This is a genomic window from Deinococcus aquaedulcis, assembly GCF_019693445.1.
Lineage (GTDB): Bacteria > Deinococcota > Deinococci > Deinococcales > Deinococcaceae > Deinococcus > Deinococcus aquaedulcis.
This window is the reverse complement of sequence record NZ_JAHRBL010000008.1, coordinates 1-15,562: the sequence shown is the minus strand read 5'-3', so window position 1 is coordinate 15,562 and position 15,562 is coordinate 1. Positions and strand designations below refer to the sequence as shown.

General features: G+C 66.6%; 16 protein-coding genes and 1 rRNA gene. 8 read left to right on the top strand and 9 right to left on the bottom strand.

Annotation, left to right across the window (positions count from 1 at the left end):
• Positions 1 to 40 precede the first annotated feature (40 nt).
• Complete coding sequence (gene pyk, locus KMW22_RS10890; protein WP_221090190.1) at positions 41 to 1,483, top strand: pyruvate kinase; 1,443 nt, start codon at positions 41 to 43, stop codon at positions 1,481 to 1,483.
• Between the two features lie 332 nt (positions 1,484 to 1,815).
• Here the strand turns inward: pyk and tyrS are convergent, their stop codons facing one another.
• Positions 1,816 to 3,051 (bottom strand): tyrosine--tRNA ligase, encoded by a 1,236-nt coding sequence (tyrS, locus tag KMW22_RS10885; protein WP_221090076.1) that lies wholly within the window; start codon positions 3,049 to 3,051, stop codon positions 1,816 to 1,818.
• Positions 3,052 to 3,236: 185 nt separating this feature from the next.
• On the opposite strand from tyrS, the gene KMW22_RS10880 reads away from it, so the two are divergent.
• From KMW22_RS10880 to KMW22_RS10870, 3 genes are read left to right on the top strand one after another with little or no spacing between them, the layout of a single operon-like run.
• Positions 3,237 to 3,809, top strand: a complete 573-nt coding sequence (locus KMW22_RS10880; RefSeq protein WP_407928440.1) for an MOSC domain-containing protein — start codon at positions 3,237 to 3,239, stop codon at positions 3,807 to 3,809.
• Positions 3,806 to 4,360 carry a YqhA family protein gene (locus tag KMW22_RS10875; protein ID WP_221090074.1) on the top strand — a complete coding sequence of 185 codons (555 nt, stop codon included), beginning with the start codon at positions 3,806 to 3,808 and terminating at the stop codon, positions 4,358 to 4,360. The genes KMW22_RS10880 and KMW22_RS10875 overlap by 4 nt, the downstream gene beginning before the upstream one ends.
• A complete protein-coding gene (locus tag KMW22_RS10870) occupies positions 4,347 to 5,033 on the top strand; it encodes a tRNA (adenine(22)-N(1))-methyltransferase TrmK (RefSeq protein WP_221090073.1) in 687 nt (228 codons plus the stop codon). Before KMW22_RS10875 ends, KMW22_RS10870 begins: the two co-directional genes overlap by 14 nt.
• 545 nt (positions 5,034 to 5,578) lie before the next feature.
• Here the strand turns inward: KMW22_RS10870 and rny are convergent.
• Positions 5,579 to 7,276: a ribonuclease Y gene (gene rny, locus KMW22_RS10865; RefSeq protein ID WP_221090072.1), complete on the bottom strand. Its 1,698-nt coding sequence runs from the start codon at positions 7,274 to 7,276 to the stop codon at positions 5,579 to 5,581.
• 163 nt (positions 7,277 to 7,439) lie between these two features.
• Positions 7,440 to 8,135, bottom strand: coding sequence for a hypothetical protein (locus KMW22_RS10860; protein WP_221090071.1), 696 nt, complete (start codon positions 8,133 to 8,135; stop codon positions 7,440 to 7,442).
• 45 nt (positions 8,136 to 8,180) lie between these two features.
• On the opposite strand from KMW22_RS10860, the gene KMW22_RS10855 reads away from it, so the two are divergent.
• Entirely contained in the window at positions 8,181 to 9,008 is an 828-nt protein-coding gene (locus KMW22_RS10855; protein WP_221090070.1) for a hypothetical protein, read from the top strand.
• A gap of 43 nt (positions 9,009 to 9,051) precedes the next feature.
• On the opposite strand, the gene rplI is transcribed toward KMW22_RS10855, so the two are convergent.
• From rplI to rpsF, 4 genes are all read right to left on the bottom strand, one after another.
• Complete coding sequence (gene rplI, locus KMW22_RS10850) at positions 9,052 to 9,492, bottom strand: 50S ribosomal protein L9 (RefSeq protein WP_221090069.1); 441 nt, start codon at positions 9,490 to 9,492, stop codon at positions 9,052 to 9,054.
• An 11-nt stretch (positions 9,493 to 9,503) separates the two neighbouring features.
• On the bottom strand, positions 9,504 to 9,779 hold the full coding sequence (gene rpsR, locus KMW22_RS10845) for a 30S ribosomal protein S18 (protein ID WP_107138328.1): 276 nt from the start codon (positions 9,777 to 9,779) through the stop codon (positions 9,504 to 9,506).
• Positions 9,780 to 9,931: 152 nt separating this feature from the next.
• The gene (locus tag KMW22_RS10840) at positions 9,932 to 10,831 is read right to left on the bottom strand and encodes a single-stranded DNA-binding protein (RefSeq protein ID WP_221090068.1); all 900 of its coding nucleotides are present in this window, start codon (positions 10,829 to 10,831) and stop codon (positions 9,932 to 9,934) included.
• A 121-nt stretch (positions 10,832 to 10,952) separates the two neighbouring features.
• A complete protein-coding gene (gene rpsF / locus KMW22_RS10835; RefSeq protein WP_221090067.1) occupies positions 10,953 to 11,261 on the bottom strand; it encodes a 30S ribosomal protein S6 in 309 nt (102 codons plus the stop codon).
• Positions 11,262 to 11,402: 141 nt separating this feature from the next.
• On the opposite strand from rpsF, the gene KMW22_RS10830 reads away from it, so the two are divergent.
• Complete coding sequence (locus KMW22_RS10830) at positions 11,403 to 11,918, top strand: DinB family protein (RefSeq protein WP_221090066.1); 516 nt, start codon at positions 11,403 to 11,405, stop codon at positions 11,916 to 11,918.
• Entirely contained in the window at positions 11,915 to 12,859 is a 945-nt protein-coding gene (locus KMW22_RS10825; protein ID WP_328774664.1) for a GNAT family N-acetyltransferase, read from the top strand. Before KMW22_RS10830 ends, KMW22_RS10825 begins: the two co-directional genes overlap by 4 nt.
• A 6-nt stretch (positions 12,860 to 12,865) precedes the next feature.
• Here the strand turns inward: KMW22_RS10825 and KMW22_RS10820 are convergent, their stop codons facing one another.
• The gene (locus tag KMW22_RS10820; RefSeq protein WP_221090065.1) at positions 12,866 to 13,849 is read right to left on the bottom strand and encodes a serine/threonine-protein kinase; all 984 of its coding nucleotides are present in this window, start codon (positions 13,847 to 13,849) and stop codon (positions 12,866 to 12,868) included.
• A gap of 109 nt (positions 13,850 to 13,958) precedes the next feature.
• A protein-coding gene (prfB, locus tag KMW22_RS10815) for a peptide chain release factor 2 (protein ID WP_221090064.1) occupies positions 13,959 to 15,054 on the bottom strand; the annotation gives its coding sequence in 2 pieces (ribosomal slippage) (positions 13,959 to 15,008 and positions 15,010 to 15,054; 1,095 coding nt in all).
• Positions 15,055 to 15,502: 448 nt separating this feature from the next.
• On the opposite strand from prfB, the gene KMW22_RS10810 reads away from it, so the two are divergent.
• Positions 15,503 to 15,562, top strand: a 16S ribosomal RNA gene (locus KMW22_RS10810); the annotation flags it as partial.

Below are 15,562 nucleotides of genomic sequence, written 5' to 3'. Positions count from 1 at the left end.
CCGGTCCCCCTTGCCTCATGGAAAGGATTCCATCATGCAGATGAAAGACATTGACCGCGCCACCAAGATCGTGGCGACCGTGGGTCCCGCCAGCCGCTCGCCCGAGGTGCTGGGCCGCATGATTGACGCGGGCATGAACGTGGTGCGCATGAATTTCAGCCACGGTGACCGCGAGGACCACCGCCAGACGGTGCAGATGGTGCGCGAACTGGCGGAGAAAAAGGGCGTGGCGATTGGCATCCTGCAGGACCTGCAGGGCCCCAAGATCCGCGTGGGCCGCTTCAAGGAAGGCTCGGTGACCCTGAGCCCCGGCGACACCTTCACCATCACCATGGACGACATTGAGGGCGACGCCGAGCGGGTGTCGAGCACCTATAAGGGCCTCGTCCATGACGTGCAGCCGGGCATGGCGCTGCTGCTGGACGACGGCAACATGGCGTTGCAGGTGGACAGTGTGCGCGGCAGCGACGTGGTCACCAAGGTGGTCATCGGCGGCGTGCTGAAGAACAACAAGGGCATCAACGTGCCCGAAGCCGACCTGAGCGTGCCCGCACTCTCTGAAAAAGACGTGCAGGACATGGAGTTCGGCGCCGAGCTGGGCGTGGATTGGGTGGCCCTGAGCTTCGTGCGCTCGCGCGACGACCTGCTGCTGGCCCGGCACTACCTGTCGCGCTTTGGCAGCCGCGCCAAGCTGATGGCCAAGATTGAAAAGCCCCAGGCCGTGGACCGCTTTGACGACATCCTGAAGGAAGTGGACGGCATCATGGTGGCGCGCGGCGACCTGGGCGTGGAGATGCGCCCTGAGCAGGTGCCCACCATTCAGAAGCGCCTGATCCGCCTGTGCCGTGAAGTGGGCAAGCCGGTGATCACCGCCACCCAGATGCTGGAAAGCATGATCAACCTGCCCCGCCCCACCCGCGCCGAGGCCTCGGACGTGGCGAACGCCATCTATGACGGCACCGACGCCGTGATGCTCTCGGCCGAGTCGGCGGCGGGCCTGTACCCGGTGGAATCGGTGGCCATGATGGCCCGCATTGCCCACGAGGCCGAAGACAGCGAGCACTACAAGATGCTGCAGCGCCAGCTGGTCATTGACACCGAACTGGCCCAGGACGCGATTGCCTACGCGGCCTGCAACATTGGCGAGAAGCTGGATTCACCCGCCATTGTGACCTTTACCAGCACGGGCGGCGCGGCCTCGCGCATTGCCAAGAACCGCCCCCCGCTGGCGATCCTGGCCCTGACCCCCAACGAGCAGACCCGCAACCAGCTGGCGCTGGTGTGGGGCGTGGTGCCGGTGCTCAGCGAGGACCCCCGCAACACCGACGACATGGTGCGCATTGCCAACGACGAACTGCGCCGCAGCCGCCTGGCCGATGTGGGTGACCGCTACGTGATCACGGCGGGCGTGCCCTTCGGCGTGCGCGGCACCACCAACATGCTCCGTGTAGAGCGCCTGCGAGAAGACCAGCTGCGCTTCTGAGGGCTGTACAAATCGAACGGAGGGACCTTTTCGGTCCCTCCGTTCTGTTGGCGCCACTGCCGGGCCTGAATACCAACGCTCAGCAGTTCTACCGGGTTCTCTGTGTCAGCTGGGCGTCAATTTTTTATCCACAGGCACGGGGTTTTTCCACACTGTACCTGTGGATAAGTATTGGGTTGTCCACAGCCTTTTGTGCGTGCAGGGCGTTGTCCACAGCTTTAGTGGGTTGTCCACAGCGCCCTGTGCATAACTTTGTGTTGGCTGGCTCTTGGGGCTTGATCTCTGCAAGCCCACAGGAGGGTCATGAAGGGCCCGTGAAGGTTCTGGGTGGCCTAGGACCCCAGGCGCAGACGCGCGAACTTATCCTTGCCCTTCTGAAGCACCGCGCCGCCCTCGGCCGACAGCTGGTCCCGGGTCAGGGTGCCCTGGGGGTCGGTGAAGGGCTCGCCGTTGAGCTTCAGGCCCCGGTTCTGCATGAGTTTGCGCGCGGCGCCGTTGCTGGGTTCCAGCCCGGCCAGCACCACCAGCTTCGCCACGCTGATGCGGCCTTCCTCGTTCAATTCGCCCACTGGCACAGCCACTTCAGGGAGATTCTCGGGAATGCCACCCTTGGCCACCGCCTTGAAGCGCGCCTCGGCGGCGTCCAGATCAGCCGCAGGGTGAAGGGCGCGCACCACTTCGCGGGCCAGTTCGCGGTGGGCGGCCACCGGGTGCCCGGCCAGCAGCTCATCAATGCGCTCGCGGCTCAGGTCGGTCAGCAGGGTGAAGTAATTGTCCAGCAGGGGATCGGGCACCTTCATCAGCCCCGCGAACATGGCGTGCGGCTCGTCGGTGAGGCCAATGTAGTTGTCCAGGCTCTTGGACATCTTCTCTGCGCCGTCCAGGCCCACCAGCAGCGGCAGCGTCATGACCACCTGGGGCTCCTGGGCGTAGTCGCGCTGCAACGCCCGGCCCACGAGGTTGTTGAACAGCTGATCCGTGCCGCCCAGTTCCACATCGGCTTCCAGCGCCACCGAATCGTAGCCCTGGGTCAGCGGGTAGAGCAGTTCGTGCATGGCGATGGGCACGCCACCTTCAAAGCGCTTTTTGAAGTCGTCGCGCTCCATGATGCGCGCCACCGTGTAGCGGCTGGCCAGCCGGATCACGTCGGCGTAGCCCATGGGTTCCAGCCACTCGCCGTTGTAGCGGATTTCCAGCACCTCGGGGTCATCGCGCAGGATCAAGCGGCACTGTTCCAAGTAGCTGCCCGCGTTCTGGCGGGTCTGCTCCAGGGTCAGGGGGGGGCGGGTTTTGCTCTTGCCGCTGGGGTCGCCGATCATGGCGGTAAAGTCGCCAATCAGCATGATCACCTTGTGGCCCAGGTCCTGAAACTGCCGCATCTTGCGCAGAATGACCGCGTGGCCCAGGTGCAGGTCCGGGCGGGTGGGATCGGCGCCCAGCTTCACGCGCAGGGGCGCGCCCTTGTCCAGCTTGCGGCGCAGGTCGTCTTCGGACACCAGGTCCACCACGCCGCGCCTCAGGATCTGCAGTTGCTCGTCTACCGGTACATTCCGCCGAATTTCGTTCATAGGCACTCCCAAGGAAAGAGCGGCGAACTCGTCACAAGTTCGCCGCTTCGGGGTTGGATTTCAGGCTACCTGACCCCCACCTCGCGGCGGGGCGGATACGCACGTCGGGTCGGGCGCCTCATGCCCCGCAGCATAGCAAAGCCGCCCCCGGCCGGGCCCAGGCCTGTGCAGGTAGCATGCGGGGCGTGAAGACCATCCACGAACTGCGCGCCACCTTTGTGCGCCCCGGGCGGGTGGAGTGGATTGGCCTGCGCCCTGCCCGCCGGGCGCCAGTGGTGCGCTGCGCCGAGGTGGAGGCCCATCCGCTGGTGGGCCTGATCGGTGACCACGGCAAGCAGGCCCCGCCCCGCCTGACCGCCCTGACCGGCGAGGTGGGAGAAGTGGCCCAGCCGGGCGCGGCGACCCCGGTGCCCGGTGGCCCCGGGCGGCGGCAGGTCACACTGATCCAGGCCGAGCACCTGCCGGTGATCGCGGCGCTGTGTGGCCGCGCCGAAGTTACCCCAGACCTGCTGCGGCGCAACGTGGTGGTCAGCGGCCTGCCGCTGCTGGCCCTCAAAGACGCCCGTTTTCAGATTGGCGAGGTGGTGCTGGAAGGCACCGGCGAGTGCCATCCGTGCTCGCGCATGGAGGAAACGCTGGGCGAGGGTGGGTACAACGCCGTGCGCGGGCACGGTGGCCTGACCGCCCGGGTGATTCGCGGCGGCCGGATCCGCGAAGGAGACGAGGTGCGGCCCCTGCCCCCCGGCGGGCCAGCATGAAAGCCCGGCCCCCGGCCCGGCTGGGTTCTGCGCGCCGCCTCACGCTGGCGGGCGCCTTTGGCTTTGCGCGGCTGATCGTGGAACTGGGGGTGCTGAGTTCCTTTGCCTTCAGTCTGGCGCTGTTCGTGGCGGCCATTGCCCAGGCCTACGTGACGATTCGCGCGGCCTTTGCCGAACTGGGCCAGCCCGACACCACCAAGCGCCTGATCGTGGCCGCCGTGGAGCAGGCCGACACCCTCTTGATCGGTATGGCGCTGCTGATCATCTCGTTCGGCTTGCAGGCGCTGTTCGTGGGCCGGCTGCAGAACGTGCCGCCCTGGCTGCACATTGATTCCTTTGACGACCTGAAGCAGAAGCTGATTGGCATCGTGATTCTGGCGCTGGGCGTGAATTTCTTCAGTGTGGCTCTGAAATGGACGGGGCCTGACATCCTGGGCTACGGCCTGGCGATCTCGGCCGTCATTCTGGCGGTGGGCGCCTATTCCGTCATCCTGACCCGGCAGGGCCGCAGCCCCGCCCTGCCCCCCGAGGAGCCGGATGACGCGGCTTGAGGGGCCTGCGCTGGACGCCCGCCTGGAAGCCGTGCTGGCGCTGGTGCGCGCCGATACCCATGCCGATATCGGCAGCGACCATGCCAAGCTGCCGATCCGGCTGCTGCGCGCAGGCCGAATTGGGCGCGGCGTGATCGTGGAACTGAACCCCGGGCCCCTGGCCCACGCCCGGCAGAACGTGGCGCGCGCCGGGCTGGCGGGCAAGCTGGAAGTGCGCGCGGGCGACGGCTTTGCCCCCCTGGCCCCGGGCGAGGTGAACAGCGCCAGTGTCACCGGCATGGGCGCCTTCACCATCCTGGGGATGCTGCGGCGCGAGCCGGCGCGCCTGCCGCCCACCCTGGTGCTACAGCCCAACGACAGCGCCGAGTCCCTGCGCCGCTGGGCCCGGGGCGCCGGCTATCATCTGCGCGCCGATCTGCTCATCCCTGGCTACTGGGCCTACCCGGTGCTGCGCCTGGACCGGGCGCCCGGCCCTGATCCCACCTACGCGGATCTGCCTGACGAAGCGGCCCTGCGCTACGGCCCGGGCCTGCTGCGCGGCCGTGACCCCCTGTTGCGCGCCCAGGTGCAGGCCGACCTCCGCCGCCTGACCCCGCTGGCCGCCCCAGGCCGCGTGGCCCAGACCGAGCTGGAGGTGGCCGAAGCCGCTTGGGCGTGGTTGAATGGGCCCTAAAACAAAAAACCCGCCTTCTTCGGCGGTGATAAAAATAAGATAGCGCGGTATGCAGGGCCAGTCAAGCCCAGCCAATGGGTTTAGAAAATCGCGTCCGGGACGTGTGATTTGAGCACTCTGTCCGTAGGGTGGTGCATAGCTCCACGGTCTGAACGCCACCAGAGGGGGGCCACCGCCGTCGCTGGTCGCTGGCCTTCACCTGAGAGAACCCACCCTAACCGAGAGGCAATAAAAAAGCCGCCTTCTTCGGCGGTGATGGAAATAAGATAGCGCGGTATGCATGGCCGGTCAAGCTCAGCCGATAGGTTGAGAAAATTACGTCTGGAACGTGTGATTCGGACGATGGCTGCAGGGCGTGTTGTATACCCCGGCAGGTGGTCAGAGTGGGCCAGCCCCTGCTGGTTCCTGGCCTGTGCCCAAGAGAGCCCGCAACCCAGCCCAGGTCAACCTCTACGTATGGCTCGGCACAAGTCCATGCTCCACGCCGAAAAAGAAGGGGGAGCAGGCGCCTCTTCCCGCGCACCGCTCCCCGCCTCCCGCTTCCCCTACCTCGCCACTTCCACTGCACGGCTTTCGCGCACCACGGTCACCTGCACCTGCCCCGGGTATTCCATGTCCTGCTCCACCCGGCCGGCGATTTCACGGGCCAGCAGGGTGGCCTGGGCGTCGGTAACCTTCTCGGGCTGCACGATCACGCGCACCTCGCGCCCGGCCTGAATGGCGTAGGCCTGCTGCACACCGGGAAAGGACACCGCGATCTGCTCCAGCTGTTCCAGGCGGCGCACGTAGGATTCGAGTTCCTCGCGCCGTGCGCCGGGGCGGGCCGCGCTGATGGCGTCGGCGGCGGCCACCAGCACCGAGTACAGCGTTTCGCCGTTTTCGGGGTCGTGGTGGTGGGCAATGGCGTCAATCACTTCGGGCGGCTCGCCAAAGCGCTTGGCGAGGTTGATGCCGATTTCCACGTGTGTGCCGTCAATCTCGCGGTCAATGCTCTTGCCCACGTCGTGCATCAGGCCGGCGCGGCGGGCCAGGGCGGCGTCCAGACCCAGTTCGTCAGCCATGATGCCGGTCAGGTGCGCCACCTGAATAGAGTGTTTCAGGACGTTCTGGCCGTAGCTGGTGCGGAAGTACATGCGGCCCAGCAGCTGCACCAGCCCCGGCTTGATGCCCACCACACCCGCCTCAATGGCGGCTTCCTCGCCCTGGGTGTGCATGTAGGTCTTCATCTCGTCCTGCGCCTTGTGGACCATCTCCTCAATGCGCGTGGGGTGAATGCGGCCGTCGGCCACCAGGGCGTCGAGCACATGGCGGGCCACCTCGCGGCGCACCGGGTTGAAGCTGGAGAGAATCACGGCTTCGGGCGTGTCGTCAATGATCAGGTCCACGCCGGTGAGGGCCTCAAAGGCGCGGATGTTGCGCCCCTCGCGGCCAATCAGGCGGCCCTTCATGGCGTCGTTGGGAATGGGCACCACCGAAACGCTGAGCGCAGCGCTCGTTTCCGAAGCGCTGCGCTGGATGGCCTGGGCAATGACGTGGCGCGCGGTGCGCCGCGCCTCCGCCGCAGCGCGCTCCTGCATGGCCTTGACCCGGATGGCCTTTTCTTCTTCCAGTTCGGCGTCCAGCCGGTCCAGAATCTCGGCGCGGGCCGCTTCGGGGGACAGGTTCGCCACCTCGTACAGCCGCCGGTCGGCCAGCCGCCCGCGCTCGGCCAGTTCGGCTTCCTGGGTGCCCAGGGCGCGGCTGCGGTCCTCGAGGCGCTCTTCCAGGGCGTCCAGTTTCTCGCCCCGGGCGTCGAGTTGCTCAGCGCGGCGGTTGAGGCGCTCAATCTCGCGCTTGAGTTCCTCGCGTTCGCGCCGGGTTTCCTGCCGGTCGGTGGCTAGGGCCTCGCGTTCGCGGGCCACCTCCTGCTTGGTCTGGGCGCGCTCGGCGTCCAGCTGGGTGCGCAGCCCGAGCACCTGTTCGCGCTGGGCGTCCAGCTGGGCACTCTGGTGCGAGAGCTGCTGCTCGCGCTGCGCGGCTTCCTGCGTTCGTCGCGTGGCTTCCTGCCGGGCCTGGTCGGCCTCTGCCCGCAGCGCCTGCGCGGCCTCTTCGGCCTGCGCGCGGATGCGCTGCGCTTCCTGCAGGGCTTCTTGCTGAAGTCGGTCATCTACCTCGGCCCGCCTGCGCGCGCCGCGTGTCTGTCCGCCCAGAAAGCCCCCGACCAACCCGAGCAGCAGCGCCACGATGACCCAGATGATCGTCATGATGCGCTCCTTTCGGTGTGTTGCATGGGGCGCGTGGGCCTCTGGCCGGCCGCGCCCCGCATAGGGTGATGAAATAGCGAACGCCGCCTGCCGTGGCTGAACTTTGGAAGGGACGTTCGCCACGCAGTGTAGCTCCAAAGGTCCGCCAGGGGAGAGAGGGCGTTTACAGGGCCCGGGCGTCTTGCGCCGCCACCTCCACCAGACCCAGGCGCAGCAAAAAGGCATGACCTGTGCCGCGCTGCTGGTGCCGCTCACTCTGGGCAGACAACCCCTGCAGCAGGCTGATCAGGGCCAGCTGGGCTTCGCGGGCCTCTTCCGGGGTCAGCCACAGCGCCGACCGGGTCTCCACCAGCAGCCCCAGTGGGCCCTGGTACTGCTGCGCCGCGCCCACCAGGGCAGCCCCCTCGTAACAGTGGTCGGCCTGCACCTGCCCGTCGGCGTCCAGATACAGGCGCAGGCCCCATTCGCGGCCGCCTCCCTGCTCGCGGTGCAGGCGTTCAAAGGTGGCCTGGGTGGCGTCCTGTAGCAGCGCGTCGTACCGGCGGTGGCGGTCCAGACCCAGTTCCCCCAGACTGGCCGCTGGGGTAGTACTGAACGGCACGAAGAATGCAGTCGCCGGGGCCACGTACTGCTGGATGGCCCGCCCAGAGCGGGGTACCCGGGCGCCACGCCGCAGCAAACCGGCGGCCAGCAGCCGCTGCACTTCTCGGTGGGTGGCCTGCACACTCAGCCCCAATTGCCGTGCCACCGGCGTTACAGGGCGCTCCATGCCCAGAAAGCCCCCCAGGACCTGACGGGAGCGCCCGCGCAGCAACAGGCGCACGGCGGCCGGCTCGGTGACGGTCAGGACGCTACTCACACCCAGAGCTTACGCGGCGAGTAGCCCATACGGCACCCTGAGCCCATGCCGGAACTGCTGGACCTCACGCCACGTTTTCAGACCTTCTATGCCCTCGCGCAGCACCAGACCCCCGGGGACCGGTGGGCCCTGTGGAGGGAGCATTACGGGTTTGCAGCGGTGCCACCAACGCCTGAAGGGCAGGCAGCAGCGCGGCGGCTGCTGGACGGCGCCTGGGACCGGTACGCGACCCTGCCTGCTGCCCTGGACGGTGAGGTGCAGCGGCTGAGCCAGCAGGCCAGCGCCGCCAGTAGGCGGCTGGAGGCCCTCTTTGGGACGGGTACGCCGCCCTACCGCCTCGTCACCTTCGTGGGCGATTTTCAGGGCAATGCGTTCGTGGCCGGAGACTCGCTGTGCATGCCAGTGGAGATGCCAGCCAGCTGGGCCGCACCCATCCTGACCCATGAACTGACCCACCTCTTTCATCACTCGCTGAGTGGCGGTGCCGGGGAGTGGCGGCGGCCCCTGGCGGCCCTCATCGTGGAAGAAGGGCTGGCCTGCCGCACGGTCGCGGCCCTGCACCCCGAAGTGGCCCTTGACCTTCAGGTGGGCGAACCCAGCTGGCTGCAGGCCTGCGAGCGCCATCAAGCCGAGCTGCTGGCCGATGCCCGGTCACTGCTGGCCAGTGACGACGACGAGACGCTGCTGAGGTTCTTGCAACCGCACCCCACACTGGGCCTGGAACGCACCGCCTACGCGCTGGGCTGGTGGCTGGTGGGGGCTTGGCTGGCGCGGGGCAACACCTTGGCCGAACTGGCCCGGGTACCAGCGGCAGAACTGCCCGCCTTGGTCGGCCACTGGCTTGATCAGTGGCTTGAACAGGGCCCACAGTAAAAAACCCCCGCCTCTTCAGCGGGGGTCAAAGACAGAGAAGTCTTTACTTCGTGGCGTGCACCACGAGCTTCATGGGGATGGTGACTTCGGGGTGGGCGCGGTAGGCGATGTCGTACTCGCCGATTTCCTTGACGGTCTTCGGCATGTCGATGCGGCGCTTGTCCACGTCAAAGCCCAGCTTGTCCAGGGCGCCAGCCACGTCGGCATGGGTCACGGCGCCGTAGATCTTGCCTTCGCCAGCGCGCACGCTGAGTTCCACCGCGACGCCGTTCAGGCGGCTGGCGAGGTCCTCGGCGCTGGCCTTCTCGGCGGCCTGCACTTTCTGGCGGGCGCGCACGCGGGCTTCCAGGCTCTTCATGTTCGAGCTGGTGGCGGGCGCGGCGATGCCCTGGGGAATCAGCCAGTTACGGGCGTAGCCGTCTTTGACATTCACGATGTCGCCGGTTTTACCCAGCTTGCCGGGTTCCAGAAGAATGACTTGCATGACGCGTCTCCTTACTTCCGGACCAGTTTCTCGGTGTAGGGCAGCAGGGCCAGCTGGCGGGCGATCTTGATCGTCTGCGCAATGCGGCGCTGGTGCTTGGCCGAGAGGCCGGTGCGGCGGCGGGGGAGGATCTTGCCGGTGTCCGAAACGAACCGGCGCAGCATCTTCACGTCTTTGTAATCGGTGATTTCCAGCTCTCCAATCGAGAACGGGTCCACCTTGGGCTTGCGGGGGCGCTTGGGCCCCTTGCCGCGCGGCTTGCGCTCGGCGTTGTTTGCCTGGGTCATGTGGGGATTCCTCTAAAGCCGCCGGGAAGGAGGGGTGCCGCTGCGCGGCGGTCTAAGGGTCGAGAGGTCGAAGAGTCTAGAAAAGACAGAGATGGTTTTTTCTTAGACCCTTTGACTCTTGGACCCTTAGACCTCACGCCGTCAGGCGCGCCTCAAAACGGCAGGTCTTCCTCGTCCGGCGGGAAGTCGTCGAGACCTTGATCAATATCCAAGCCGCCCGAACGGTTCCCCGTGTTCGCTGCGGGGCGCTGGCTGTACCCAGTGCTCTGCGGGCGCGCCGCACTGCTCGCGGTCTGCGTGCGAGGTCCGGCGGGGGTGGCTGCGGCATACCCGGAATTGGGGCTGGCCGCGCCTCGGGACAGGGCTTCGACTCGCGTCGCCTCTACTTTGGTGGAGTTGCGCTTGTTGCCATCGCGGTCGGTCCACGCTTCGTTTACCAGTCGGCCGCGCACCAGCACAGGGTCGCCCTTGCGCAGGTCTTTCATGCTCTCGGCCAGTTCACGCCACAGCGTCACGTCAATCCAGTGGGTCTTTTCCTGCTTCTGCCCCTGACGGTCATTCCAGGTCTCGTTCACGGCCAGGCCGAGTCCGAGCACCGCGTCGCCGGCGGGGGTATAGCGCAGTTCGGGGTCACGGGTGACATTCCCGATCAGGACCACTTCGTTCATGCCGCTGCCCATGCGAACGCCGCCTCCGGCGTCCTGGACCAGTTCGGGCTGGGTGCCCAACTGCTCCATGCGCAGCGCTTTGACGCGCACCATGCTGCGTTTGCCGCCCTCGGGCGCTTCCCACTGGCTGTATTCCAGGCTGCCTTCCACCATCACGGCGTCGCCGCCTTTCAGGTTGCGCTCGGCCTGCCACTCGGCAGGCTTGCCCAGAATGGACACGCGGTGGTACCAGGGGAGTTTGCGCTCGCGGCCGTCGTTGCCCACAATGTGGTCTTCACCGGCCACGGTGGCTTCAAATACGGCGGTGCCGCTGGGGGTGTAGCGCAGTTCGGGATCACGGGCGAGTGCGCCGATCAGGTAAACGTGGTTCATGCCTCGGGCCATAACAGGGTCTCCTTGGTTGCTGGCGAAAGTACTGGGGTCGAAAAACAAGCTGGCGTCTTGGCCCTTGCGGGTTGACCATACGATAACAAACCTGACCTTTTACGTCAACGGCGTAAAAAGATCAGGCCTTCTTGGTCTTCCATTCCGGGCGGTCCTTGACCACCAGGACGCGGCGCACATGGTCACGCAGACGCAGGGTGCTGGCGATGTCCTTTTCGGGGTTGCCGGCGGCCTTGATGGTGTACATCAGGTAGTAGCCCTCGCGGTCCTTGTTCACGGCGTAGGCGAGGCGGCGATTGCCGAGCTCGTCCAGGGTGCTGATTTCCGCGCCCGCGCCCTTCAGGGTGCTCTCGATGTATTCCTTCTCGATGCCCACCTGTTCGGCGCTGAGGTTGGGGTTCAGGATCAGGTTCAGGTCGTACTGGTTCATAGTTCACCTCCTTTGTCGCCGCTCTGGGCAGGCTCGGGCCTCGCCGGGCAGCGCAATTGGCAAGCATACCAGACGGGCCGCGCCCTGACCAGAGCCGCGCGGCGGATAGGCCCAGGCCCCGGGCAGCGCGTACCCTGGGGCATGACCGATGCTGCTGCGCCTTCTCTCCCCTCGCCCCAACACCCTCTGGACGGCATTCTCGACATCCTGCGCGAAACCGTTGAAGGCGGGCAGCCGGGCAAGCCCACTGCCTTTCTGGACAGCACGGCCGCCGATGGCAGCGGCAACCACGGCCTGCTCGCCACCCTGGAGGCCCTCAGCGCCGAGCAGGCCAGCCGCGAGGTGCTGGGCACCACGGTGGCAGCCCACACCGCCCACACGGCCTTTCACATGGAAGTGATCGTGCGCTGGGAACGCGACGGCGACCGGGGGCCCTTTGACTGGCAGGGCAGCTTTCAGCCGCGCGCCGTGGACGAGGCGGGCTGGGCCGAGCAGCGCCGGCGGGTGCGCGCCGCCTACGACGCCCTGGTGGCGTTCACCCATACCCAGCAGGACCAGCCCGTGACCGGAGACGCCACCGGGGGCCTGGCCGGCGGCGTGGCGCATGTGGCCTACCACCTGGGGGCCATTCGTCAGCTGGTCAAAGCCCTGCTGTGAACCCGGACTGGACCCTGCGGCCAGTCACGCCAAAGGACTTTCCGGCCCTGGCCGCGCTGTGGTCCCTCAGCCGCCCCGGGGTCACGGCCGAGGGCATTCAGGCGACGGATGCCCGGCGCGATCCCGCACACACGCTGCGCCGCCGCCTGCTGGTGAACGCGGCTGGTGAGGCGGTGGGCGCCTCGCAGCTTCAGACCTTTGCGTTTGCGCCGCCTGGTTTTCTGCAAGCCCAGGTGGTCGTGGACCCCCGTTTCCGGCAGCAGGGCGCTGGGAAGCAGCTGTGGGCCGACGCCGTACAAGCGGGGCGCGAAGCCCAGGCCAGCGGCCTGACGCTGGACGTGGCGGACGATGATCCCGGTTCACTGGCCTGGGGGACGCGGCGCGGCGCGGTGGTGAAGGTGCACCGCTTCGCCTCCGAGCTGGACCTCACCGCCTTTGACGCGGCGCCGTTTGAATCCAGCTTGGAGCGGGCCGCCGCGCAGGGGGTGACCTTCACCGACCTTGAGGGGGCGGGCGACGAGGATATCGAGCGGTTTCTGAACTTCGTGGCCGACCGCCTGACCGAAACACCCGACCTGCGCAGCCATCCCCGCTGGCCCCTGGCCGAGGTGCGCCGGCTGCTCCGATTGGAGGCGTCCCCGCGCCCCGACTGGTGGGTGCTGGCGGTGGGCCCGCAGGGCGAGTGGCTGGGCACCTCCATCCTGGAAAGCTTTCAGCGCCAGAACTTCGGCTACAACAGCCTGACGGCCGTGGTCCCCGAAGCGCGGGGGCGCGGGCTGGCCCTGCCGTTGAAACTGCATGTGATTGCCCGCGCCCAGGCCGCCGGCCTTCCCCTGCTGCGCACCAACAACCATTCGGGCAATGCACCCATGCTGGCGGTGAATCAGCGCCTGGGGTACCAGTCCCGCACCGGACGCTTCGAGGTGCACGTCACGCTGTAATCCGCGTTATTTGCGGCGCTTGAACAGGCTCCAGCGGCTTTCCTTGTTCGGGGCCTCTGGGGCAGACGCCGCTTCCGAGACCTGGGGGCGCGCCTCCGGTTGCGGACCGTGGCGGCCCATCTGCCGGGCGGGCACCGGGGCCGCCTCCTTCTCCTGATCAGGGTCCTCGTAGACCTCGTCGGCAGGGGTTTCGCCCAGGGCGCTCAATAGGGCGCGGCGAATGGCGTCGGCGGTGGGGCGGTCATGGGGGCGCTTGGCCAGGGCCAGTTCGGCCAGCCGGGCCACCCGGCGCGACACACTGGGGTTCAGGCTCAGCAGCGGCGGCGGAAAGCGGGTCAGGTGGGCCACCATCAGCTCTTCGTAGGTGTTGCCGTGGTAGGGACGCTCACCGCTCAGCAACTCGTACATCATGACGCCCAGGCTGTATACGTCGCTGGCGGCGCTGCTACTCTCGCCGTGGTAGACCTCGGGGGACATGTAAAAGGGGCTGCCGCTGGTCTGGCCGCCCTGCGCGGTGAAATAGGCGCTGCCCAGGTCCGCCAGCGCCGCGCGGCCTTCCTCGTTCACGTACACGTTCTGGGGCTTCACGTCCTGGTGCACGGCGCCCTGGTGGTGCAGGTAGGTTAGGGCTGAGGCCACGTCGGCCAGCACCCGCAGGGCCTCGGGCAATGGCAGAACGCCGCCGGGCAACTGGGGCAGCAGGTCACTCAGGGCGCCGCGCGGGTAATAGGGAATGGCCAGAAAGGCCTTGGCCCCAAACGGCGTGCCCGCGTACCCCGACACGATGTGGGGGTGGCGAAACTTTAGCGTCAGCCTCACCTCGTTGCCAAAGCGCTCGGCGGCCTCCTGCACGCGCAGCGTTTCGGGCAGTGGCACCTTGAGGGCCACTTCCTTCTTGCGCGCGTCGGTGGCCAGCCACACCAGCGAGGTATTCCCGCGCCCGATCACACGGTGCAGGGTGTAGCCAGGAATGGTGCGGTCTTCAGACATGGGGTTGGGGCACTCCGTTGGCCTGTAGGCTCGTCTGCTGCACCTTAGCGCAAAGGGCGCCCGTCTGACGAGCGCCCTGCGTGACCGGGGCCTGCTGCTTTGGGCCGCGTTATTCGTCGTCGCCCGCTTCCTCGGCCACCCGTTTGCCGGCCAGCCATTCCAGGCCTGCCCACTGCAGGTCGGCCAGATCGCCGTCCAGCACGTCATCGGGGTTGTGCTTCATGACGCCGGTGCGGTGGTCCTTGATGTACTGTTTATCCAGCACGTAAGACCGGATCTGCGAGCCCCATTCAATCTTCTTCTGCTCGCCGCGCGCCTTGGCTTCCTCTTCCTCGCGCTTGCGCATCTCGATGTCATAGAGGCGCTGCTTAAGGATCTGCAGGGCGATCTCGTGGTTCTTGATCTGAGAACGCGTCTGCTGTGAGGCCACGGCAATCCCGGTGGGCAAGTGGGTCAGGCGTACGGCCGAGTCGGTGGTGTTCACGCCCTGTCCGCCTGCCCCCTGTGAGCGGAACACGTCCCGCCGCAGGTCGGAGTCGGGAATGTGAATGTTGATCTCTTCCTCCGGCACCTCGGGCACCACATCCACTGAGGCGAACGAGGTATGGCGGCGGTTGTTGGAGTCAAAGGGAGAGACGCGCACGAGGCGGTGCACGCCGTGTTCCGGCGCCATCATCCCGAACGCCTTTTCACCCCGGATGATGAATTCGCTGCTGACCACCCCGGCCTGATCGCCGTCCACCTGGTCAATCATCTCAACCTTGAAGCCCCGGCGCTCGGCCCAGCGCATGTACATGCGCGAGAGCATGCCGGCCCAGTCCATGGACTCGGTGCCGCCCGCACCGCTTTTCACTCGCACAATGGCGGCGGTGTCGGAATGCTTCATGGTGAAGAGCGTTTCCTTGTACAGCTCGTCTACCCGCGCCTCAATGGACTGCTGTTCTTCCAGCAGCATCTCGCGCTCTTCGGGGCTGGCCATTTCCAGCATCTCCGAGAGGCCCTGGGCATCAGAATTCAGGGTGCTGTAGCTCTCGACGACGCGGCGCAGCGTGCCAGCTTCCTGCGTCACCTTGCGGGCGCGCGCGGAATCGTTCCAGAGTTCGGGGTCGCTGAGTTCTCTATCCAGTTCGTTCAGGCGCCGCGTTTTGCCGGGAATGTCAAAGGTACTCCCGGAGCGACGCCAGCTTTTCAAGCAGTTCCTGCATGGGGCGTGCCTCCCTTCCGCCCTGATCCCGTTGGCCGGGGGGCGGGTCGTGTGCAAGAGCCCAGTATAGAAGCGCGGCGCTGCCCGGAAGGAGAGGGGAGAGGGCGCGCTGTTTCCTACGGGGGCAGGCCACGGCGAAACGCCGTACTGCAGTGCGATTTTCCCCTCTTATCCAACCGCCAACGAGGCGATAAGAGAGGGGTGTTGACAAGTTTAGCTATTGCCTGTATCTTTTCTGAGCCTCAAGCGAGGCGGGGAGCATGACAAGGCGAAGAAGAGCGTACAGGGCGACCTGACAGGGTCGTGTGACCGGATCTCCCCCCGGAGGTCTCCAGAGTCACGAAGAGCACTCCGCATGCGGAGTGCGAACAAAGCTCCTTTGGAGCGAAAGCCAAGCGCAAGCGAGGCATCAGACTGTATCAAGGAGCTTTCGGGCTTTTGATAACCATTTTTTGGAGAGTTTGATCCTGGCTCAGGGTGAACGCTGGCGGCGTGCTTAAGACATGCAA

What these genes read in the sequence shown, in the direction of transcription:
- rny (WP_221090072.1), bottom strand. Translation starts at nt 7,276, where the DNA reads ATGACGATCATCTGGGTCATCGTGGCGCTGCTGCTCGGGTTGGTCGGG.
- rpsR (WP_107138328.1), bottom strand. Translation starts at nt 9,779, where the DNA reads ATGACCCAGGCAAACAACGCCGAGCGCAAGCCGCGCGGCAAGGGGCCC.
- tyrS (WP_221090076.1), bottom strand. Translation starts at nt 3,051, where the DNA reads ATGAACGAAATTCGGCGGAATGTACCGGTAGACGAGCAACTGCAGATC.
- KMW22_RS10820 (WP_221090065.1), bottom strand. Translation starts at nt 13,849, where the DNA reads ATGTCTGAAGACCGCACCATTCCTGGCTACACCCTGCACCGTGTGATC.
- rplI (WP_221090069.1), bottom strand. Translation starts at nt 9,492, where the DNA reads ATGCAAGTCATTCTTCTGGAACCCGGCAAGCTGGGTAAAACCGGCGAC.
- rpsF (WP_221090067.1), bottom strand. Translation starts at nt 11,261, where the DNA reads ATGAACCAGTACGACCTGAACCTGATCCTGAACCCCAACCTCAGCGCC.
- KMW22_RS10840 (WP_221090068.1), bottom strand. Translation starts at nt 10,831, where the DNA reads ATGGCCCGAGGCATGAACCACGTTTACCTGATCGGCGCACTCGCCCGT.
- KMW22_RS10875 (WP_221090074.1), top strand. Translation starts at nt 3,806, where the DNA reads ATGAAAGCCCGGCCCCCGGCCCGGCTGGGTTCTGCGCGCCGCCTCACG.
- pyk (WP_221090190.1), top strand. Translation starts at nt 41, where the DNA reads ATGAAAGACATTGACCGCGCCACCAAGATCGTGGCGACCGTGGGTCCC.
- KMW22_RS10870 (WP_221090073.1), top strand. Translation starts at nt 4,347, where the DNA reads ATGACGCGGCTTGAGGGGCCTGCGCTGGACGCCCGCCTGGAAGCCGTG.
- KMW22_RS10855 (WP_221090070.1), top strand. Translation starts at nt 8,181, where the DNA reads ATGCCGGAACTGCTGGACCTCACGCCACGTTTTCAGACCTTCTATGCC.
- KMW22_RS10830 (WP_221090066.1), top strand. Translation starts at nt 11,403, where the DNA reads ATGACCGATGCTGCTGCGCCTTCTCTCCCCTCGCCCCAACACCCTCTG.